The 21,237-nt window shown below is 72.2% G+C and carries 17 protein-coding genes; 4 read left to right on the top strand and 13 right to left on the bottom strand.

Annotation, left to right across the window (positions count from 1 at the left end; genetic code table 11):
- The 10 genes from BLS70_RS07370 to BLS70_RS07410 form a co-directional block, all read right to left on the bottom strand.
- Complete coding sequence (locus tag BLS70_RS07370; RefSeq protein WP_091765277.1) at positions 1-963, bottom strand: electron transfer flavoprotein subunit alpha/FixB family protein; 963 nt, start codon at positions 961-963, stop codon at positions 1-3.
- Positions 964-999: 36 nt separating this feature from the next.
- Positions 1,000-1,779: an electron transfer flavoprotein subunit beta/FixA family protein gene (locus BLS70_RS07375; protein WP_091765280.1), complete on the bottom strand. Its 780-nt coding sequence runs from the start codon at positions 1,777-1,779 to the stop codon at positions 1,000-1,002.
- Between the two features lie 115 nt (positions 1,780-1,894).
- Positions 1,895-3,010: an L-cysteine desulfhydrase Cds1 gene (gene cds1 / locus BLS70_RS07380; protein WP_255362296.1), complete on the bottom strand. Its 1,116-nt coding sequence runs from the start codon at positions 3,008-3,010 to the stop codon at positions 1,895-1,897.
- 27 nt (positions 3,011-3,037) lie between these two features.
- The gene (locus BLS70_RS21610; protein WP_218122318.1) at positions 3,038-3,202 is read right to left on the bottom strand and encodes an RGCVC family protein; all 165 of its coding nucleotides are present in this window, start codon (positions 3,200-3,202) and stop codon (positions 3,038-3,040) included.
- Between the two features lie 103 nt (positions 3,203-3,305).
- Positions 3,306-4,406, bottom strand: a complete 1,101-nt coding sequence (locus BLS70_RS07385; protein WP_091765284.1) for an ABC transporter ATP-binding protein — start codon at positions 4,404-4,406, stop codon at positions 3,306-3,308.
- Positions 4,403-5,287 (bottom strand): ABC transporter permease, encoded by an 885-nt coding sequence (locus tag BLS70_RS07390; RefSeq protein ID WP_255362297.1) that lies wholly within the window; start codon positions 5,285-5,287, stop codon positions 4,403-4,405. The genes BLS70_RS07385 and BLS70_RS07390 overlap by 4 nt, the downstream gene beginning before the upstream one ends.
- Positions 5,284-6,132: an ABC transporter permease gene (locus BLS70_RS07395; protein WP_176946327.1), complete on the bottom strand. Its 849-nt coding sequence runs from the start codon at positions 6,130-6,132 to the stop codon at positions 5,284-5,286. Before BLS70_RS07395 ends, BLS70_RS07390 begins: the two co-directional genes overlap by 4 nt.
- 59 nt (positions 6,133-6,191) lie before the next feature.
- Positions 6,192-7,334, bottom strand: a complete 1,143-nt coding sequence (locus tag BLS70_RS07400) for an ABC transporter substrate-binding protein (protein WP_091765289.1) — start codon at positions 7,332-7,334, stop codon at positions 6,192-6,194.
- A 145-nt stretch (positions 7,335-7,479) separates the two neighbouring features.
- On the bottom strand, positions 7,480-8,268 hold the full coding sequence (locus BLS70_RS07405; RefSeq protein WP_091765292.1) for an enoyl-CoA hydratase/isomerase family protein: 789 nt from the start codon (positions 8,266-8,268) through the stop codon (positions 7,480-7,482).
- Positions 8,269-8,278: 10 nt separating this feature from the next.
- Positions 8,279-9,085, bottom strand: coding sequence for an ABC transporter ATP-binding protein (locus BLS70_RS07410; protein WP_255362298.1), 807 nt, complete (start codon positions 9,083-9,085; stop codon positions 8,279-8,281).
- A 71-nt stretch (positions 9,086-9,156) separates the two neighbouring features.
- Here BLS70_RS07410 and glgX point away from each other — a divergent pair, with 71 nt between their 5' ends.
- On the top strand, positions 9,157-11,292 hold the full coding sequence (glgX, locus tag BLS70_RS07415) for a glycogen debranching protein GlgX (protein ID WP_091765297.1): 2,136 nt from the start codon (positions 9,157-9,159) through the stop codon (positions 11,290-11,292).
- 83 nt (positions 11,293-11,375) lie between these two features.
- On the opposite strand, the gene BLS70_RS07420 is transcribed toward glgX, so the two are convergent.
- The 3 genes from BLS70_RS07420 to glgP all read right to left on the bottom strand — a co-directional run bounded on the left by BLS70_RS07420 (position 11,376) and on the right by glgP (position 15,699).
- Positions 11,376-11,897 carry a hypothetical protein gene (locus BLS70_RS07420; protein ID WP_091765299.1) on the bottom strand — a complete coding sequence of 174 codons (522 nt, stop codon included), beginning with the start codon at positions 11,895-11,897 and terminating at the stop codon, positions 11,376-11,378.
- A gap of 85 nt (positions 11,898-11,982) precedes the next feature.
- Complete coding sequence (locus tag BLS70_RS07425) at positions 11,983-12,966, bottom strand: FHA domain-containing protein (RefSeq protein WP_091765302.1); 984 nt, start codon at positions 12,964-12,966, stop codon at positions 11,983-11,985.
- A gap of 183 nt (positions 12,967-13,149) precedes the next feature.
- The gene (gene glgP / locus BLS70_RS07430) at positions 13,150-15,699 is read right to left on the bottom strand and encodes an alpha-glucan family phosphorylase (protein ID WP_091765304.1); all 2,550 of its coding nucleotides are present in this window, start codon (positions 15,697-15,699) and stop codon (positions 13,150-13,152) included.
- A gap of 148 nt (positions 15,700-15,847) precedes the next feature.
- Here glgP and BLS70_RS07435 point away from each other — a divergent pair, with 148 nt between their 5' ends.
- The 3 genes from BLS70_RS07435 to BLS70_RS07445 all read left to right on the top strand — a co-directional run bounded on the left by BLS70_RS07435 (position 15,848) and on the right by BLS70_RS07445 (position 21,208).
- Complete coding sequence (locus BLS70_RS07435) at positions 15,848-17,881, top strand: alpha-1,4-glucan--maltose-1-phosphate maltosyltransferase (protein ID WP_091765307.1); 2,034 nt, start codon at positions 15,848-15,850, stop codon at positions 17,879-17,881.
- A 103-nt stretch (positions 17,882-17,984) separates the two neighbouring features.
- Positions 17,985-19,826: a maltose alpha-D-glucosyltransferase gene (treS, locus tag BLS70_RS07440; RefSeq protein ID WP_091765310.1), complete on the top strand. Its 1,842-nt coding sequence runs from the start codon at positions 17,985-17,987 to the stop codon at positions 19,824-19,826.
- A complete protein-coding gene (locus tag BLS70_RS07445) occupies positions 19,823-21,208 on the top strand; it encodes a maltokinase N-terminal cap-like domain-containing protein (RefSeq protein ID WP_091765312.1) in 1,386 nt (461 codons plus the stop codon). Before treS ends, BLS70_RS07445 begins: the two co-directional genes overlap by 4 nt.
- Positions 21,209-21,237: the final 29 nt, after the last annotated feature.

A 21,237-nucleotide genomic window follows, 5' to 3' on the forward strand; every position in this document is an offset into this window, starting at 1 on the left:
TTACTTGCGGGCGTTGATCTGCTCGGTGGCAGCGGGGACGACCGTGTTGAGGTCACCGATGACACCGAAGTCGGCGAGCTCGAAGATCGGGGCCTCGGGGTCCTTGTTGATGGCCACGATGGTCTTCGAGGTCTGCATGCCGGCGCGGTGCTGGATGGCACCGGAGATGCCGACGGCGACGTAGAGGTTCGGCGAGACGGTCTTGCCGGTCTGCCCGACCTGGAAGGTGTGCGGGTAGAAGCCGGAGTCGACCGCGGCGCGCGAGGCGCCGACGGCGGCACCGAGCGAGTCGGCCAGGCCCTCGATGATCGAGAAGTTCTCGGCGCTGGCGACACCGCGACCACCGGAGACCACGATCGAGGCCTCGGTGAGCTCGGGGCGGCTGCTCTTCTGCTCGACGACCCGGTCGGTCACCTTGGCGCCCTTGGCGGCGTCGGAGACCGAGACGGACACGGCCTGCTCGGCGCCCGCACCGGCGGCCGGCTCGGGGGTGACCGAGTTGCCGCGCAGCGTGTAGATGGGCGTGCCGGCGGTGACCTTCGAGTGCACGATGACCGAACCGGCGAACGCGACCTGGGTCGCGGTGCCGTCGGCGGCGATCTCCGTGACGTCGGTCAGGAAGCCGCTGCCGATCTTGATCGCCAGACGGGCGGCGATCTCCTTGCCCTCGGGCGAGGAGGGGATGACGACCGCGGTGGGCGACTTCTCCTGCACCAGCTGGGCGAGCACCTCTGCCTTGGGGGCGACGAGGAACTCGTCGACCTCCGGGGCCTCGGCGACGTAGACGGTGGCCGCGCCGTACTCGGCCAGCGCGTCCTTGATGCCCGCGGCGGTGCCGGGGGCGGCGATGACGACGGCCGACGGCTCACCGAGCGCGCGAGCCGCGGTGAGCGCCTCGAGGGTCGTCTTGCGGACACCTCCGCCGGCCGGGTTGAGCTCGGCCAGGACCAGGACCTCTGCCATGAGTAGCTTCTCCTCTTCCTTCGATCCGGGCCGGGCTCAGACGATCTTCTGGCCGGCGAGGAAGTCCACGAACTTCTGGGCGCCATCGCCCTCGTCGGTGACCTTCACGCCCTCGCCCTTGGGCGGGCGGCCGGCGAAGTCGACGACCTGGGTGGTGGCGTTGGCCAGCCCGACGGTCGAGGCGTCGAGACCGAGGTCGGCCAGCGTCTTGGTCTCGACCGGCTTCTTCTTGGCGGCCATGATCCCCTTGAACGAGGGGTAGCGCGGCTCGTTGATCGTGTCCCAGGTGGAGACGATCGCGGGCAGCGGCGCCTCGACGGCCCAGTAGCCGCCGTCGGTCTGCCGCTCGATCTTGGCGACGCCGCCGTCGACGGTGAGCTTGCGGGCGCCCGACAGCTGCGGGAGGCCCAGGCGCTCGGCGAGCAGCGCCGGCATGACGCTCATCTGGCTGTCGGTCGCCTCGGCGCCGCAGATGACCAGGTCGAACTCCAGCTGACCCAGGGCAGCGGCCAGGACGGCGCTGATCTGGACGGCGTCGGAGCCCTTGATGGCCTCGTCGGAGACGTGCACGGCCTTGTCGGCGCCCATGGAGAGCGCCTTGCGGATGGCGTCGGTGGCGCTGTCGGGGCCGACGGTCAGCACGGTGACCTCGCCGCCCTGTGCCTCCTTGACCACGAGCGCCTCTTCGATGGCGTACTCGTCGATCTCGTTGACGACGTTGTCGGCGGCGGCGCGGGCGACGGTGTTGTCCGCCGGGTCCATCTTGCGCTCGCTACCGGAATCCGGGACCTGCTTGACCAGAACGACGATGTTCACGCCAGACCTACCTCCGCGACGGGGTCATGGGGCGCGGGCAGATAGCCCGCCAGCTCCGACCTTGGAGGTTACTGCCACGTAAAGGCGGTGCGAACCGAGGGCCCGGTGAGCCACGTCACCCTGCGGGGAGCCACTCCCCGCTCGCGGCGAATCGCCGCAGCGTGGCGGCGTGCGGCGCGAGATCGAGGCCCTGCGCCGTGACCCACTCGTCCGAGTAGTAGGTGTGGGCGTAGCGCTCGCCGCCGTCGCACAGCAGGGTCACGACGCTGCCGGTGCGGCCCGCGGCCAGCATCTCGGACACGAGCGTGAACGCACCCCACAGGTTGGTGCCGGTGGACCCGCCCGCCCGGCGCCCGGTGGCCTCGGCGAGGTGACGCATGGCGGCCAGCGAGGCGGCGTCGGGCACCTGGAGCATCCGGTCGACGATGGTGGGGACGAACGAGGGCTCCACCCGCGGGCGCCCGATCCCCTCGATCCGGGAGGGCAGCCCGGTCGTCGTCCCGAGGTCACCGGTGGCGTAGCCGGGGAAGAAGGCGGAGTTCTCCGGGTCGACGACGGCCAGCCGGGTGGGGTGCCGGCGGTAGCGCAGGTACCGGCCGATGGTCGCGCTCGTCCCGCCCGTACCGGCGCCCACGACCACCCACTCCGGGACCGGGTGCCGCTCGGCGGCGAGCTGGTCGAAGATCGACTCCGCGATGTTGTTGTTGCCCCGCCAGTCGGTGGCCCGCTCGGCGAAGCTGAACTGGTCGAGGTAGTGGCCACCGCACTCCGCGGCCAGGCGGCGGGCCTCCTCGTACATCTCCGGCGGCCTCTCCACGAAGTGGCAGCGGCCGCCGTGGAACTCGATGAGCGCGACCTTCTCCGGGCTCGTCGAGCGGGGCATGACGGCCACGAACGGCAGGCCCAGCATGCGGGCGAAGTAGGCCTCGCTCACCGCCGTCGACCCGCTGGAGGCCTCGACGACGGTGCTGCCCTCGGTGATCTGCCCCGAGCACAGCCCGTAGAGGAACAGCGACCGGGCCAGGCGGTGCTTGAGGCTGCCGGTCGGGTGGGTCGACTCGTCCTTGAGGTAGAGGTCGATCCCCCACTCCGGCGGTAGCGGGTAGACCAGCAGGTGGGTGTCGGCGCTGCGCCGGGCGTCGGCCTCGACCAGGGCCACCGCCCGGTCCACCCAGGCACGGCCGGCGGGGTCGGACCGGTCGACGGCGGCGGGATCCGGGGATGTGGTCACCCCCGCATGATCACGCATCGCCCGCCGTCAGGACGTGGGGCAGGCGCATCCGCGCGCGAGGTCGCCTGCTCCGGTCGCCCGGCAGAACCGCAGCGAGATGGTGTCGTGGGCGCTGAGCGGGTGCGGGCACCTGCCGCAGACGTCGGCGGGTGCGTCCCGGACGGGCAGTACGGGGGACGGTGCGGGAGACATGGGTTACCTGATCGGGCCGGACGACCGGCCCACGGTGTGCTCCTGGTCCCGGCAGCGGGTGCAGACGGCCGGTGCGCGAGGGAGGACCAGGACGCTCCCGACGCTACTCCCCGGCCGGCGGCGTCACCGGCTCCGCGGGCACGACGAGCACGGGCCGCTCGGCCGGGACGACCGAGACAGCCGTCCCCGGGGTGAGGTGCTGGCTGTCGGCGCTGGCGAGATCGACGCGCATCTCGAGGCCGCCGGGGAGCGCGACCAGCAGGCGGGTGCTCGCACCGGAGAAGGTGCGGGTCACCACGCGCCCCGGGCCACCCGCGGAGACCACGAGGCCCTCGGGCCTGATCAGCGCCTCGACCGGGCCGGTCGGCGCGGCACCGGCGAGCGGGCGGCGGGTGCCGAGCACCTCGACCACGCCGTCCGACAGCGTCGCCGGCAGCCGGTTCATCGTGCCCACGAACTCGGCCACGAAGGCCGTCGCCGGGCGCTCGTAGAGCTCGTCGGGGCTGGCCACCTGCTCCAGCCGGCCGGCGCGCATGACACCGACCCGGTCGGCCACGGACAGCGCCTCGGCCTGGTCGTGGGTGACGAAGACGGTGGTGGTGCCCAGCTCCAGCTGGATGCGGCGGATCTCCTCGCGCAGCTGCACGCGGACCTGGGCGTCGAGGGCCGACAGCGGCTCGTCGAGCAGCAGCACCTTCGGGGCCACCGCCAGCGCGCGGGCCAGCGCCACCCGCTGCTGCTGACCGCCGGAGAGCTGGTGGGGGTAGCGGTCGCCCCGGTCGGCCAGGCCGACCAGCTCGAGCAGCTCGGCGGCGCGGCCGCGCTGCTCCGAGCGGTCCCGGCGGCGCACGCGCAGGCCGAAGGCCACGTTCTCCGCGACGGTCAGGTTCGGGAAGAGGCTGTAGGCCTGGAAGACCATGCCCATGTCCCGCTTGCTGGCCGGGACACCGGTGACGTCGCGGCCGTCGACCAGCACCCGCCCGGCGTCGGGCTGTTCGAAGCCGGCGATGGCCCGCAGCGCCGTCGTCTTGCCGCAGCCCGAGGGGCCGAGCAGGGCGAGGAACTCGCCACCGGTGATGTCCAGGTCCAGCCCGTCCAGGGCGAGCACCGATCCGTAGCGGCGGGTCAGCGCCTCCAGGCGGATCGGCGCACCGGGACGGTCGCCCTGGTCCGCGGCGGGGGTCCGCAGCGAGGCGGCGGTCATGAGTTCTCCTTCGTGCCGCGCCGGCGGTCCAGCGCGGAGATGAGCAGCAGCAGCATCCAGGTGACGACGAGGGAGAGCACCGAGACGGCCACCGACAGCTGCGGCTCGGACCCGGACACCCGCAGGATCCAGGTGGGGAAGGTCTCGAAGCCGAGGATGTTGGCGAACGTGAACTCGCCCAGGACGAGCGCGAAGGTGAGGAAGGCGGCGTTGAGCACCGAGGTGCGCAGCACCGGCAGCACCACCCAGAGCAGCACCCGGGGCCAGGAGGCCCCCAGGTTGCGGGCGGCCTCGGTCAGCGTGCGCAGGTCCGCCCCGCGGACGCCGGAGTCCAGCGCGCGGTAGACGAACGGCAAGGCCAGGACGACGTAGACGAACACCAGGATCCAGGGCAGTTCCGGCTCCTGGATCGCGAAGAACACCTCCGCCAGCGGGGTGTCCAGGAAGTAGTCCGGCGCCCAGGCGAGCACACTGCGCACGCCGACGACCAGGGCGATCGGCGGCACCACCAGCGGCATGAGGGTGAGCAGCTCCACCGTCGTCCGCAGGCGGGGCAGCCGCAGGTTCACCAGCACGACGGTCGGCAGCATGAGCGCCAGGGCGATGAGCACCGTCAGCGCGGCCAGGACCAGCGAGCGGGTGAACGACTCGGCGAACCCCTCGGCACCGGGGATGCCGGTGTAGTGCTCGGCCGTGAACTCGCCGGTCCCCCTGTTGCGCACGGTGAACCACACCGACGCGGCGATCGGGACGAGGAAGTACAGCCCCAGCAGGCCGAGGACGCCGAACCGCCAGGCACCTCCGCGGCGCCCTCCGGGCCGCACCGGGGTCTCCGGCGCCACTCCCCCGGCGCCGGCGACGCTCTCGGCCAGCGCCGTCATGCCAGCCACCGCTGGGTGCGCCGCTGGACCCAGGCGTAGAAGGCCATCACCAGGCCCACGACGACGACCATGCCGAGCGCCAGCGCCTTGCCCAGGTTCTCCGCGCCGACGACGACGTTGCTCGACAGCGCATCGGCGATCTGCAGGGTGACCAGCGGGACGCTGCTGCCGACCAGCGCCTTCGCGGTGGCGTAGGCGGCGAACGCCGAGGCGAACAGCAGCATCGTGGCTCCGAGCACCGGGGGCAGGAGCACCGGTCCGCCGACGTACCGCCAGTACTGCCAGCCGGTGGCACCGAGGTTGTCGGCCGCCTCCCGCCACTGCGGTCTCAGGGCCTCCAGCGCCGGGATGATCGTGAGCACCATCAGCGGGACCAGGAAGTAGAGGTAGACCAGCGCCAGACCGGTCATGGAGTAGAGCGAGAAGCCGCCCAGCCCGATGCCCAAGGTGTCCTGGAGGAGCGCGGTGACCACGCCCTGCGTGCCGATCGTCGCGATGAAGGCGAAGGCCAGCGGGATGCCGCCGAAGTTGGCCAGCACCCCGGAAGCGGTGAGGACGAGCCGGCGCAGCAACCGGCCGCGGCGGGCGCGCAGGATCGCCACGGCCAGCGCCAGGCCGAGGACGGCACTGAGCACCGCGGTGATCAGCGAGAGCTGCAGGCTGCCCAGGTAGGCACGGCGGTAGACGCCCTCGGTGATGGCGGTGATGGAGTCGGTGGACCAGGTCTCCTCGTAGGTGACCGGGTCCGTGGCGCGGAACGCCTCGACCGCGAGCACCGCGATGGGGAGCAGCAGGAACACCGCGACGTAGAGGAAGAACGGCACCGTGCCCAGCGCCGTCAGCACGCGTCCGCGCCGGTCCCCGCGACGGGGGGCCGGCGCGGACGCGTCCGCTGATGCGGTACTCAGCCCGACATCTCCTCGTTCCAGCGGGTCGTGACGACCTCCTTGGCGGCGGCTTCCTGCTCCTCGGTCGGGAACTCGGCCTCGCCCTCCACCTCGGGGAGCGCGCTGAGCGCCGCCTCGTCGGCGGTGCCCGCCTCCTCCATCGCGGGGAGCCGCACCGGGCGCGCGCCACCCTCCAGCCAGAGGTTCTGACCCTCGTCGCTGTAGAGGAACTCCTGCCAGAGCCGGGCGGCGGCGGGGTGCGGCGCGAACTTGCTGATGGCCTGGCTGTAGTAGCCGCCCATGAGGCCGTCACTGGGGACGTTCACCTCCCAGGTCGAGCCGGCGGCCTGCATCTTCTCGGTCTGGGCTGCGTTCACGTAGTCCCAGTCCAGGGAGATGGGCGTCTCACCGGCCAGGACCGTGGCCGGCGTCGACTCGACCGGGTTGAAGTTGCCGCTCTCCTTGAGGTCGACGAAGAAGTCGATCCCCGGCCCGATGTCGTCCAGGCTGCCGCCGTTGCTCAGCGCGGCGGCCCACACTCCGGCGAAGGCGGCCTGCGCCTGCGTCGGGTTGCCGTTGAGGGCGACCTGGCCGGCGTAGCGGGGGTCGGCCAGGTCGGCGAGCGTCGTCGGGCACTCCACGACGATGGTGGCGTTGCAGCCGATCGACAGGTAGCCGCCGTAGTCGTTGAACCAGTGGCCGTCGGGGTCCTTCTGGCCCTCGGGGATCTCGTCCCAGGTCTCCACCTTGTACGGGGCGGTCAGGTCCTGGGCCTTCGCCTGGCGGGCGAAGGAGAGCCCGAGGTCGAGGACGTCGGGCGCCCGGTCCTGCCCGCGCTGGCTGGTGACGGCGTTGAGCTCGTCCTGGCTGGAGCCGTCGGGGCTGGCGCTGTTGACCTCGATGTCGTACTTGTCGCTGAACGTCTCGATGATCTCGCCGTAGTTGGCCCAGTCCGGCGGGAGTGCGATGACGTTGAGCTCGCCCTCGGCCTTGGCGGCCTCGATGAGGGCGTCCATCCCGCCGCCGTCCTCGACGGACGTGGCCTCCGCCCAGTCCGAGCCGCTGCCGCCGCCGGAGCCGCCGTCGTCGGAGCCGCAGGCGGTCAGGGTGAGTCCCGCCGTCACGACCGCGACCGCGGTCCGCAGGGTGGTTCGTCGCACGTGTCCTCCTGGTGTGGGGCCGTCCCGCGCCCGGATCCCCCTGGACCCGGCCGGACGGCCTCGCGCATTCTGACCTACCTCGGTGGCCTGTGCGCGGTACTGGAACGTGACGATCCGGCGTCCGGTCGGCGTCGGATCGGTGCGCTCAGCGGCCGGTGAACTCCGCCTTGCCCGGTCCGCTCTCCAGGAACGAGCGCATGCCGGTCTTCTGGTCCTCGGTGTCGAAGAGCTCCGCGAACAGGCGGGTCTCGAGGGTCAGCGCCTCGTCCAGCGGCAGCTCCAGGCCCTCGTCGATCGCCCGCTTGGCCGCGGCCAGCGCCAGCGGCGGCCCGGCGGCGAACTTGCGCGCCATGGCCAGGGCGGTCTCGTACACCTCGGCGTCGGGGACGACGGCGTCGGCCAGGCCGATCTCGAGTGCCTCCTCGGCGCCCACGTGCCGGCCGGTGAACACGAGGTCCTTGGCCTTGGCCGGGCCGACGAGCCGAGCCAGGCGCTGCGTGCCGCCGGCCCCGGGGATGACGCCGAGCTGGATCTCGGGCTGGCCGATCTTCGCCCGGCTGCCGAGCACCCGGAAGTCGGCGCACAGCGCGAGCTCGTAGCCGCCGCCCAGCGCGTAGCCGGTGATCGCGGCGATGACCGGCTTCGGGATGCGGGCGACCGTCCGGAAAGAGTCCTGCAGCTCGCGGCCCCACTCACGCATGCCGGCGCCGTCCAGCTGCGACATGGCCTTGATGTCGGCGCCGGCGGCGAACACCCGCTCGCCGCCGTAGACGACGACGGCGCGCACGTCGGACCGCTCCCCCGCCTCCGTCGCCGCGGCGCGCACCTCGAGGTGCAGCTGCTCGTCGATGGCGTTCATCTTCGGGCGGTCGAGGCGGATGGTGCCCACCCCGTCCTCCACCTGCAGGGTCACGAACTCCGGGGTCTGCGCCATGGACGGCACCTTAACGAGCGCGGCGGGCGGTGAAGCGGCCGTCGGTCCGCGTGAGATCCAGCGGCAGCCCGAAGGTGTCCGACAGCTTCTCCGCGGTGAGGACGTCGTCGGCGGCGCCCGCGGCGACGACCTCACCACCCCGGAGCAGCAGGGCGTGGGTGTAGCCCGGCGGGATCTCCTCGACGTGGTGGGTGACCAGGACCTGCGCCGGCGCGTAGTGGTAGCGGGCCAGGTCCGACAGCCGGGCGACGAGGTCCTCGCGACCGCCCAGGTCCAGGCCGGCACCAGGCTCGTCCAGCAGTAGCAGCTCGGGGTCGGGCATGAGCGCGCGGGCGATCTGGGCCCGCTTGCGTTCCCCCTCGCTCAGCGTCCCGAACGGCCGGTGCGCGAACTGGGCGACGCCCCACTGCTCCATGAGCATCCCGGCGCGGGTCAGGTCGTGGACGTCGTAGCGCTCCCGCCACCGGCCGACCACGGCGTACCCCGCCGAGACGACCACGTCGCCGGTCTTCTCCGCCGGCCCGATCCGCTGGGACAGCGCCGCGCTGGTCAGCCCGATGCGGGGGCGGAGCTCGAAGACGTCGACAGCCCCGAGGGTCTCCCCCAGCAGCCGCACCTCCCCGCGGCTGGGGTGCAGCAGCGCCCCGGCCAGCTGCATCAGCGTCGTCTTCCCCGCGCCGTTGGGCCCCAGCACCACCCAGCGGTGGTCGGCCTCCACACGCCAGTCGACGCCGCGCAGCAGGTGGTTCTCCCCGCGCACGACGTCGACCCCGGTCATCCGTACGACGGCCCCGTCCGAGGGGGCTGAGCTCGACACGGACCCATCCAACCCCACCTCGCGCGCGCTCCCTGCACGACGTCCACCCCGGGACTTGGCACGATCGCCCCGTGACCGCATCCCCGGCCGTCGAGGTCCTGCCCGGCTCGCCCACCCCGCTCGGCGCGCACTGGGACGGCACGGGCACGAACTTCGCCCTGTGGTCGGCGGGCGCGCACGCGGTCGACCTGTGCCTGTTCGACCCGGACGGCGCCGAGCACCGGCACCCGCTGACGGAGAGCACCCACCAGGTCTGGCACGGCCGGGTCACCGGCATCGGCCCCGGCCAGCGCTACGGCTACCGGGTCCACGGCTCCTACGACCCGCCCACCGGTCACCGGTACAACCCGGCCAAGCTGCTGCTCGACCCCTACGCCCGCGCGGTGGACGGCGGCCTGCAGCTGCACCCCTCCCTGTTCGGGCACCCTGCCGACGCCGTCGACGGCTCGGTGCCCGACGAGCGGGACTCCGCGCCGCACGTGCCCCGGGGCGTCGTCGTCCACGACACCTTCCCGTGGGACGGCGACCGGGCCCCGCGCACCTCGTGGTCGGACACCGTCATCTACGAGGTGCACGTCAAGGGCGCCACGATGCGGCACCCCGACGTCCCGGCGCAGTTGCGCGGCACCTACGCGGGCCTGGCCCACCCGGCCTTCATCGAGCACCTGCGGTCGCTGGGGGTGACCGCGGTCGAGCTGCTGCCGGTGCACCACTTCGTCAGCGAGCCGCACCTGCTGCGCCGCGGGCTGACCAACTACTGGGGCTACAACACCCTGGGCTTCTTCGCCCCGCACGCCGCCTACAGCGCATCGGGAAGCGGCGGCGGACAGGTCACCGAGTTCAAGACGATGGTCAAGGCGCTGCACGCCGCCGGCATCGAGGTCATCCTCGACGTGGTCTACAACCACACCGCCGAGGGAGACCAGACCGGCCCCACGCTGTCGTTCAAGGGCATCGACAACGGCGGGTACTACCGCCTCGACCCGCAGAACCCCGCCCGCTACACCGACTACACCGGCTGCGGGAACACCCTGGACGTGCGGCGGCCCACCGTGCTGGCGCTGCTCATGGACTCGCTGCGCTACTGGGTCACCGAGATGCACGTGGACGGCTTCCGCTTCGACCTGGCCTCGGCGCTGGCCCGCTCGATGCACGACGTCGACCGGTTGTCCGCCTTCTTCGACGTCGTCCACCAGGACCCGGTCGTGAGCCGGGTCAAGCTGATCGCGGAGCCGTGGGACGTCGGGCCCGGCGGCTACCAGGTGGGCAACTTCCCGCCGCCGTGGACGGAGTGGAACGGCAAGTACCGCGACACGGTGCGCGACGTGTGGTCCGGCGCGCACGTCGGCGTCCGCGACCTGGCCTACCGGCTCACCGGCTCCTCGGACCTCTACCGCTCCGACGGCCGCCGCCCCTTCGCCAGCATCAACTTCGTCACCGCGCACGACGGGTTCACCATGGCCGACCTCGTCGCCTACGAGCACAAGCGCAACGAGGCCAACGGCGAGGACAACCGGGACGGCGAGAACCACAACCGGAACTGGAACTCCGGCGTGGAGGGGCCCACCGACGACCCGGAGATCACCGCCCTCCGCGCCCGCCAGGTGCGCAACCTGCTGGCCACCCTGCTGCTGTCCACCGGGGTGCCGATGCTCACCGCCGGCGACGAGCTCGGCCGCACCCAGCGCGGCAACAACAACGCCTACTGCCAGGACAACGAGCTGTCCTGGCTGGACTGGACGCAGGTCGACGAGGACCTGCGCGCGTTCGTCGCCCACGTCCTGGCGCTGCGCCGCTCGGCGCCCGTGCTGCGGCAGGAGGCGTTCTTCGAGGGCCACGAGCTGCCCGGCACCGGGGGTACCCGCGACCTGGCGTGGTTCGCCCCCGGCGGTGGGCAGCTCACCACCGCCGACTGGTTCGACACCGGCCTGCAGACGGTCGGCATGTACCTGGACGGGCGCGGCATCCGGCACCGCGACGCCCTCGGCCGGCCGGTGGTCGACGACTGCTACCTCGTCTGGCTGCACGCCGGCCCCGAGCCGGTGACCGTGCAGCTACCCGACGCGCCCTGGGCCGACGGCTACGAGCTCGTCGTCTCCACGGAGTACGCCACCGGCGCGCCCCCGGGGACGGCGATCGTCGCCCCGGGCCCGGTGGAGCTGCCCGGCCGCTGCGTGTGGGTGCTCAAGGTGCTTCGCCGCCCCTGACCAGCCTCCCTGGGACACCGTTGGACCGCAGCGGCCCAGGACCGGGGTGTTCGTGGGCCACCCGGGTTCACCGGTCCGTCGGGTCAGGCGCCGGACAGGCGGACGGGGTTGCCCAGGTCCGGCCGGAAGCTCCAGAGGTGCAGGTCCTCGTCGGACTCCTCCACGACCTCGAGGACGTCGCCGAGCGCGTAGTGCCCGTGGCCCTCGCCGGGGACCTCCACGACCGCCGACCACAGCCCGGACCCGTCAGTTGATTCGTCCAGGTACAGCACGAGGAGCGCGTCCACGACTCCGCGCCCCTCGTTGCCGCGCAGCCGAACGAGCGAGCCCGGCCGCGGGAGGCCCGGCGGAACGGGCCCGACGGGCGACGCGACCACCCAGTGCACCGTCGTCCCGTGCGCGCCGTACTTCATCGCCTCACCGGGGTACCAGGTCACCCACGTCGGCCCGGTGATGTCGCGGCGGGACCCGTCGACGTCCCCGACCCACATGCGTCCCGACAGCAAGACCAGCAGCACCTTCTGCGCCAGCCGGCGGGCGGTCACAGGCAGGTACCCGGCGGAACTCAGCGCGAGTTCGTGGGCGGGGTCCTCCGCGAGGTGCATGGGCCGATCCTGCAGCACCGGTGAACGCCAGAGGCCCAGAACCGAGTGGGTTCTGGGCCTCTGGGGTTCAACGCTGGGCGCGGCGCTACTCCGGCTGCTCGAAGGTGATGACGGTCCAGCCGAGCAGGAGGCGGTCGCCGTCGGAGAGCGGGTGGGCGATGCCCGGCTCCAGCTGCGTCCACTCCGTGGCCTCGGGGCCGGCGACGTGGGTGCCGTTGAGCGAGCCGAGGTCGACCAGCGACACCTCGTCGCCCGAGCGCGTCAGGGCGGCGTGGGCGGAGGAGAGCACGTTCTGGGTATCCGCGATCGGCACCGGCCGGGCGGTGCCGGTGGTGACCATCTCGTGGTTGTCGGGACGGCGGCCGAGCACCAGGTCGCCGTCCACGGGGACGACCAGCCCGTCGTCGAACCGCAGCACCGGCGGGGCGTCAGCGGAAGCGGAAGCGGAGGCGGCGTCGGAGTCCGGCCGCCAGAACGCGGTCTGCTCCCCCGACTCGGCCGGAGCGCTGACCCGGCTGGACCCGGCACTCGCGCCGGACCCGAAGCCCGAGTCCGAGGACGCGGTGAACGACGACGGCGCGGCCTGCGCCGGGGCCGCCGAGAACGACGCGGCCGGAGCAGCCGTGTGCAGCGTCGCACCGGCACCGGGCACCGTGCCCTCGACCAGGTCGAAGGAGACCCCCGGCGCGGCCTGCGGCCCGGCGGAGCCCGGGCCGACGTAGAGCGTGCGGCCCAGCGAGAACGACCCGAGGGTGGCGCCGGAGACCGAGGAGCCCGAGACCGGCACCCCGTCCACGGTGGGCTGCCCCTTGCCGGACCACAGGGCGACGCCGGTACCGGCAGCGGCGTCGGTCACCACGACGGCGAAGGACGCGCTGCCGGAGGCGAGCGAGCCCGCCTGTGCGGCGATGGCCGTCAGCACGTGCTCCGCGCCGGGGCCGGAGACCCCGAGGCAGGCGTGCAGGGCCGAGACGAGTGCAGGGGAACCGGGAGCGTCCACCCACAGCAGGCCACCGTCGCGGCGGGCGACGACGGCGTCTCCGGGCAGGACTTCACAGCGGTCGGGCATGGCGGCAAGCCTAGTGATGCACAACCGGGTTCGGCGCCCGGCCGCCCCCGCCACGCCGTGATCGCCCCACGTCACACCCCACAGGTGGGGCGAGCGTGACGAGAGCGTCGCGACGGGTGACCGGCGGCCCCGTCCCGGGTCCCGCCCTGAGCTCGCGAACGGTGGGGAGGACGGGGTCCTTCCTCAGGCCGTCGTGACCACACCGAGCTCGGCGGGGTCGGCCAGGTGCTCGGAGAACGGCAGGACGCGCACGGTGTAGCCGAAGGCGCCCGTGCGCTCGAGCGGGACGGTGGCCGTGAACCAGTGCCGCGAGCCCTCGGTCTGGTCGTGCTCCATCGGCACCGTGGTCACCTCGTGCAGACCGTCGGCGTCGTCCACCCGGCCGTAGGCCGCCTGCACCTGCACGTCGCCCGGCTCCAGCCCCGGCAGCTCCACCTCCGCGCGCAGCGCGAGGGTCGAGCCGATCTCCGGGGTGTCACCGGCGCCGGTGGCCTCCACGTGGGCCACGCGGACGGTCGACCAGTTGTGCAGCAGGTGCGCCCGCCACGTGGACTCCGAGCGCGCCGGGGCGTAGCCGTCGGCCGACATGACGCGGGCCGACTGCGCCGCCGGCACGTAGAGCGCCTGCACGTAGTCGCGCACCATGCGCGTGGCCATCACCTTGGGACCGGTCTCGCGCAGCGTGTGCCGCACCATCTCCACCCACCGGGCCGGCACGCCCTCGGCGTCGCGCTCGTAGAACCGGGGCAGCACCTGGGTGGACAGCAGGTCGTAGATCGCCCGTGCCTCCACCTCGTCGCGTCGGTCGGCGTCGGCGACGCCGTCGGCCGTGGGGATCGCCCAGCCGTTCTGGCCGTCGAACCACTCGTCCCACCAGCCGTCTCGGATCGAGAGGTTCAGCCCACCGTTGAGGGCCGACTTCATCCCCGACGTGCCGCACGCCTCCAGCGGCCGCAGCGGGTTGTTCAGCCAGACGTCGCAGCCCCAGTAGAGGTACCGGGCCATGCCGATGTCGTACCCCGGCAGGAACGCGATGCGGTGCCGGATCTCCGGGTCGTCGGCGAAGGCCACCATCTGCTGGATGAGCTTCTTGCCGCCGTCGTCGGCGGGGTGGCTCTTGCCCGCGATGACCAGCTGCAGCGGCCGCTCCGGGTCCAGGAGCATCGCCTTGAGCTTGGCCGGGTCGCGCAGCATCAGCGTCAGGCGCTTGTAGCTGGGCACGCGGCGGGCGAAGCCGATGGTGAGGACGTCGGGGTCGAAGGCGGTGTCGGTCCAGCCGACCTCGGCCTCGGTCGCGCCGCGGGAGAGCGCGGTCTCGCGGATGCGACGGCGCACCTCCTCGACCAGCCGACCGCGCAGCGTGCGCCGGATCGCCCACAGATCGCCGGCCGCGATGGTGTCGACGCCGTCGAAGTGCACGGGACCCTCGACCTGGAGCGGGTCCCCCTGGCTGGACGTCTGGGTGCCCATGTCGACCAGCTCGCGCGCGGTCCAGGTCGGGGCGTGCACGCCGTTGGTGATCGACCCGATCGGGACGTCGCCCTCGTCGAAGCCTGGCCACAGGTTGTTGAACATGCCCCGGCTCACGTGGCCGTGCAGCTCGCTCACGCCGTTGGCGCGCTGGCCCAGCCGCAGGCCCATGTGGGCCATGTTGTACTTCGCCGGGTCCTCCTCGGCGCCCAGCGCGAGCAGGTCGTGCAGCGGGACGCCGAAGCCGGCGAAGTACCGCTCGATGAGCGCCTTCGGAAAGCGGTCGATCCCGGCCGGCACGGGCGTGTGCGTGGTGAACACCGTGGCCGCGCGGACCGCCTGCAGCGCCTCGGCGAACGCCAGGCCGTGCGACTCCATCAGCTCGCGGATGCGCTCGAGCCCCAGGAAGCCGGCGTGGCCCTCGTTGGCGTGGAACACCTCGGGAGCCGGGACGCCGGTGCGCGCGCAGTAGGCGCGCAGCGCCCGCACCCCGCCGATGCCGAGCAGCATCTCCTGGCGCAGGCGGTGGTCCTCGTCGCCGCCGTACAGGCGGTCGGTGACGCCCCGCTCGGCCGGCGCGTTCTCCTCGATGTCGCTGTCGAGCAGCAGGAGGGTGACGCGGCCGACCTGCGCCCGCCAGACGTGCGCGTAGAGGGTGCGACCCTCGGGCAGCGGCACGTTGATGACGACGGCGGTGCCGTCGGGCCCGCGCAGCAGCTTCACCGGCAGGCCGTGCGGGTCCAGCGAGGGGTAGTGCTCGAGCTGCCAGCCGTCGGCGGACAGTCCCTGCTCGAAGTAGCCGGCGCGGTAGAGCAGCCCGACCCCGATCAGCGGCACCCCGAGGTCCGAGGCGGCCTTCAGGTGGTCACCGGCGAGGATGCCCAGGCCGCCGGAGTACTGGGGCAGCACCTCGGTGATGCCGAACTCGGCGGAGAAGTAGGCGATGCTCGCCGGGGCCTCGGCGCCCAGCGACTGGTACCAGCGCGGCGTGGAGAGGTACTCCTCCAGGTCGTCGACGGCGTCCTGCAGGCGGCGCACGAACCGACGGTCCTTGGCCAGTGCGGCCAGCCGCTCGGCCGACACCTCGCCCAGGGCCTTGACGGGGTCGCCGCCGCAGCGCTGCCAGAGGCCGGGGTCCAGGGTCTCGAAGAGGTCCCTGGTCTCGGGGTGCCACGACCAGCGGAGGTTCATCACCAGCTGGGAGAGCGGGAGCAGCGGCTCCGGGAGGGCGGCACGGACTGTGAAACGACGGAGGGCTCGCACGGCCCGAGACTAGCCAGCCAGGGCGTCAGCGCCAGGGGTGCGCGGGAGTTCTCTGGCCACCTCCGCCCCACCCGTCCCACGCACGTGCCCACCCGGACGGGTGCCCGCCGAGGTGCCCGCACCCCGGGACCTCGATAGCGTTGCGGCAATGAATGGCCGCGCTGACCTCCGCCTCGGCATCACCGATGTCGCCCCCGTCGTCTCCTGCGGGACCTTCTCGGCCCGTGCGGTCGTCGGCGAGCACCTGCCGATCACCGCCACCGTCTTCCGCGAGGGCCACGACGCCGTCGCCGCGAACGTCGTCTGGACCGCGCCCGGCGCCGACGACGCCGGCGCGCCGTTCGTGCGGATGGCGAAGCTCCCGCCGGAGCCCGACCGCTGGATCGCCACGGTGGTCCCCGACCGCGAGGGGCCCTGGACCTTCCGCGTCGAGGCGTGGAGCGACCCGCTGTCCACGTGGCGGCACGCCGTCGAGGTGAAGATCGAGGCCGGCCAGGGTCCCGACGAGCTGGCCAACGACCTCGAGGAGGGCGCGCGTCTGCTCGACCGGGTCGCGGCGGAGGCCGGCGCCGACTGGCGGGACCGGGTCACCGCCGCGGCCGCCGCGCTGCGCGACGAGTCCCAGGAGCTGACCGTCCGGGTCGCCCCGGCCCTCGCCTCGGGGCTGCAGCAGTACCTCCACGAGCACCCGGTCCGCGAACTGGTCACCCGCACCGAGCCGTTCGAGGTGTTCGTCGACCGGCCGCGGGCCCTCTACGGCTCCTGGTACGAGTTCTTCCCGCGCTCCGAGGGCCCCGTCGTCGGCGGCGTCCCCACGCACGGCACCTTCACCACCGCCGGCGACCGGCTGCCGGCGATCGCCGACATGGGCTTCGACGTGGTCTACCTGCCGCCGATCCACCCGATCGGCTCGGTCAACCGCAAGGGGCCGAACACCGCCCAGTTCCCGGGCGGCAACCCGCACGAGATCGGGCCGGACGACGTCGGGTCGCCGTGGGCCATCGGCAGCGCCGAGGGCGGCCACGACGCGGTGCACCCGCAGCTGGGCACCCTCGACGACTTCAAGGCTTTCGTGGCGCGCACGCGGGAGCTGGGCATGGAGGTCGCCCTCGACCTCGCCCTGCAGGCCGCACCCGACCACCCGTGGGTGCAGGAGCACCCGGAGTGGTTCACCACGAAGCCCGACGGCACCATCGCCTACGCCGAGAACCCGCCGAAGAAGTACCAGGACATCTACCCGGTCAACTTCGACAACGACCCCGAGGGCATCTACGCGGAGGTCCTGCGGGTCGTCCGGCACTGGATGGACGCCGGGGTCCGCATCTTCCGGGTCGACAACCCGCACACCAAGCCGCTGAACTTCTGGCACTGGCTGATCTGGGAGGTCAAGCGGACCGACCCTGACGTGCTCTTCCTGGCCGAGGCGTTCACCCGGCCGGCGATGATGCACCAGCTGGCGCGGATCGGGTTCACGCAGTCCTACACGTACTTCACCTGGCGCACCGAGCGCGACGAGATCGAGGAGTACGGGCGCGAGCTCGCCGCGACCGCGCACTACATGCGGCCCAACTTCTTCGTGAACACCCCGGACATCCTCCACGAGTCCCTGCAGTTCGGTGGCCCGCCGATGTTCAAGATCCGGGCCGTGCTCGCCGCGATGATGAGCCCCACCTGGGGCGTCTACTCCGGCTTCGAGCTGTTCGAGCACGTCGCGGTGAAGCCGGGCAGCGAGGAGTACCTGGACAGCGAGAAGTACTCGCTCCGCCCGCGCGACTGGGCCGGCGCCGAAGCGGCCGGTCGCAGCCTCGCCCCCTACCTGCGGCGCCTCAACGAGATCCGGCGCGCGCACCCCGCGCTGCAGCAGCTGCGCACGCTGCACTTCCACCCCGTCGACAACCCGAACCTGCTCTGCTTCTCCAAGACCGACCCGGACTCGGCCGACGCCGTCCTCGTCGTGGTCAACCTGTCCAGCCGCGACACCCACATCGGGACGACGGCGCTGGACATGCAGGCCCTCGGCCTGGACTGGCACGAGCGCTTCTCGGTCACCGACGAGCTCACCGGCGCCTCCTACGACTGGGGGCAGTTCAACTACCTCGAGCTCGATCCCTTCCGCGAGCCCGCGCACGTCTTCGGGGTCACCTTCCCGCGCCCCGTGCAGTTCCCGCCCCCGGTCTCCTGAAGAAGGACCCCGTGCCCCCCGCCGCTCGCACGCTCGCGACGAGCTCCTGCACGGGGCCGCCACCGCCACTCCTATCCGCTACTCCCCGAGGGCTCCCGCAGCGATGACCGTTCCCGTTCCCGAGTCCGCCCCCGCGCACTCCGCCCTCCCCCCGCCGGGCACCGACCCCGAGTGGTACAAGCGCGCTGTCTTCTACGAGGTGCTCGTCCGCGGCTTCGCCGACAGCAACTCCGACGGCGTGGGCGACATCCGCGGCATGATCGACAAGCTGGACTACCTGCAGTGGCTCGGCGTCGACTGCCTGTGGCTGCCGCCGTTCTTCGCCTCACCGCTGCGGGACGGCGGGTACGACGTCAGCGATTACACCGCCGTCCTGCCGGAGTTCGGCGACATCGAGGACTTCAAGGAGTTCCTCGACGCCGCCCACTCCCGCGGCATGCGCGTGATCATCGACTTCGTCATGAACCACACCTCGGACCAGCACCCGTGGTTCCAGGCCAGCCGCAGCGACCCCGAGGGTCCCTACGGCGACTTCTACGTCTGGGCCGACGACGACTCCGGGTACGCCGACGCGCGGATCATCTTCGTCGACACCGAGAGCTCGAACTGGACCTTCGACCCGGTCCGCCGCCAGTACTTCTGGCACCGCTTCTTCTCCCACCAGCCCGATCTCAACTTCGAGAACCCGAAGGTGCGCGAGGCGATCATCGACGCCCTGCGCTTCTGGCTGGACCTGGGCATCGACGGCTTCCGGCTCGACGCCGTGCCCTACCTCTTCGAGGAGGAGGGCACCAACTGCGAGAACCTGCCGCGCACCCACGAGTTCCTCAAGGAGGTGCGCAAGGTCGTCGACGCCAACTACCCGGACACCGTGCTGCTCTGCGAGGCCAACCAGTGGCCGGCCGACGTCGTCGAGTACTTCGGCGAGGACGGCGACGAGTGCCAGATGGCCTTCCACTTCCCGGTGATGCCGCGCCTGTTCATGGCCGTGCGGCGGGAGCAGCGGTTCCCGATCTCGGAGATCATGGCGCAGACGCCGGACATCCCCGACAACTGCCAGTGGGGCGTCTTCCTCCGCAACCACGACGAGCTGACCCTCGAGATGGTCACCGACGAGGAACGCGACTACATGTGGGGCGAGTACGCCAAGGACCCCCGCATGAAGGCCAACATCGGCATCCGCCGCCGTCTGGCGCCGCTGCTGGACAACGACGTCAACACCCTCGAGCTGTTCAACGCGCTGCTGCTCTCCCTGCCGGGGTCGCCGGTCCTCTACTACGGGGACGAGATCGGCATGGGCGACAACATCTGGCTCGGTGACCGCGACGGCGTCCGCACCCCGATGCAGTGGACGCCGGACCGCAACGGCGGGTTCTCCACCGCCGACCCGCAGCGCATGTACCTGCCGCTCAACGCCGACCCGGTCTACGGCTACCAGGTCACCAACGTCGAGTCCCAGTTGCGCAACACGAACTCGCTCCTCCAGTGGGTCCGCCGGATGATCCAGGTCCGCGGCCAGCACCCGACCTTCGGCCTGGGCACGTTCGAGGAGATCGGTTCGCGCAACCCGACGGTGCTGTCGTTCGTGCGCCGCTTCGGCGACGACATCGTGCTGTGCGTCAACAACCTGTCCCGGTTCCCGCAGCCGGTGGAGCTGGACCTGCGGCAGTTCGAGGGCTACACGCCCGTCGAGCTGACCGGCCGGGTCGAGTTCCCGCAGATCGGCGTCCTCCCCTACATGCTCACCCTCGCCGGGCACGGCTTCTACTGGTTCGAGCTGTCGAGGTCCGCCGAGCCGGCTCCCGACGAGCACGAGGACTGGGAGAGCACCGGCAGCAGCTCGGTCGCCGACTCCCTGCTCGCCTCCGGGGTGGTCAGCGCCGCGGAGGAGACGCCCGGCGACAACCTCCCGGCACCCGACGACTCCTCCGGAGGATCCCGATGAGCGCACTGGCCGGTCTGCTCCGCGAGTGGATGCCCACGCAGCGGTGGTTCGGGAGCAAGGGCCGCGAATGGGCCGACGTCACCGAGGACGGCTTCTTCCTCGACCGCAGCGAGCCCGTCCTGTCCGTGCACCGGGTGCGGGTGACCTACACCGACGGCGGCGGGGACACCTACCTCGTGCCGATCTCCTGGCGCGAGCACCAGCTGGACGAGTTGGACTCGGCGTTCATCGGCACGGTCACCGGCGACGGCGGGCAGGAGTCGCACGCCTACGACGCCATGCGCGACCGCGACGCGACCACCCCTTGGCTGATCCACCTGGTGAACGCCTCGACCGTCGGCCCCATGCACTTCCACCCCGCGGGCGTCGCGTACATCCCCGAGGGCATGCCCGGCGACATCGTCTCGACCGAGCAGAGCAACACCTCGCTGGTCTACGGCTCGGAGGCGATCTTCAAGCTCTTCCGCCGGCTGGAGCCCGGGCTCAACCCGGACGTGGAGATCCACGACGCGCTGCGCCGCGCGGAGAACCCGCACATCGCGCCGCTGCTGGGCCACATCGAGATCGACTGGCTCAGTGATGACGGGGACCCGTCGAACGAGCCGGCCACGGTCGCGATGCTGCAGACCTTCGTCCCCAACGCCAGCGACGGCTGGCGCCTGGCGACGGCGAGCGTCCGGGACCTGTACGCCGAGGGCGACCTGCACGCCGACGAGGTGGGCGGCGACTTCGCCGCCGACAGCGAGCGGCTCGGTGCGGCCACGGCGTCGGTGCACAAGGACATGGCCGCCGTGCTGCCCACGGAGCCGGCCGACCGCGACTGGTACGCCACCATGGCCCGGCAGATGGGCGAGCGCCTCGACGCCGCCATCGAGGTGGTGCCGCAGCTCGCCGAGCACGCCGAGGGCCTGCGCCGGATCTACGCCACGGTCGCCGAGAGCACCGAGCCCACGGTGCGCCAGCGGGTGCACGGCGACCTGCACCTCGGTCAGGTCCTGCGGACGGCGACCGGGTGGATCGTGCTCGACTTCGAGGGCGAGCCGGCCCGCCCGCTGGCCTCGCGCCGCGAACTGGACAGCCCCATGCGCGACGTCGCGGGGATGCTGCGCAGCTTCGACTACGCGGCGCGACACATGCTCGTCGAGCAGCCCGAGGACACCCAGCGGGCCTACCGCGCGCAGGAGTGGGCCGAGCGCAACCGGGCCGCGTTCTGCACCGGTTACTCCGAGGCCAGCGGCCTGGACCCGTGCGGCGGCTCACCACTCCTTCGGGCGTTCGAGGCCGACAAGGCGGTTTACGAGTGCGTCTACGAGGCACGCAACCGACCGCACTGGCTGATGATCCCGCTCGACTCGCTGTCCCGGCTCACCAGCCGCGACTGAGAAAGGACCCCTCTGCCCCCCAGCGCTCG

This window comes from Blastococcus aurantiacus (genome assembly GCF_900102425.1).
Taxonomy (GTDB): domain Bacteria; phylum Actinomycetota; class Actinomycetes; order Mycobacteriales; family Geodermatophilaceae; genus Blastococcus; species Blastococcus aurantiacus.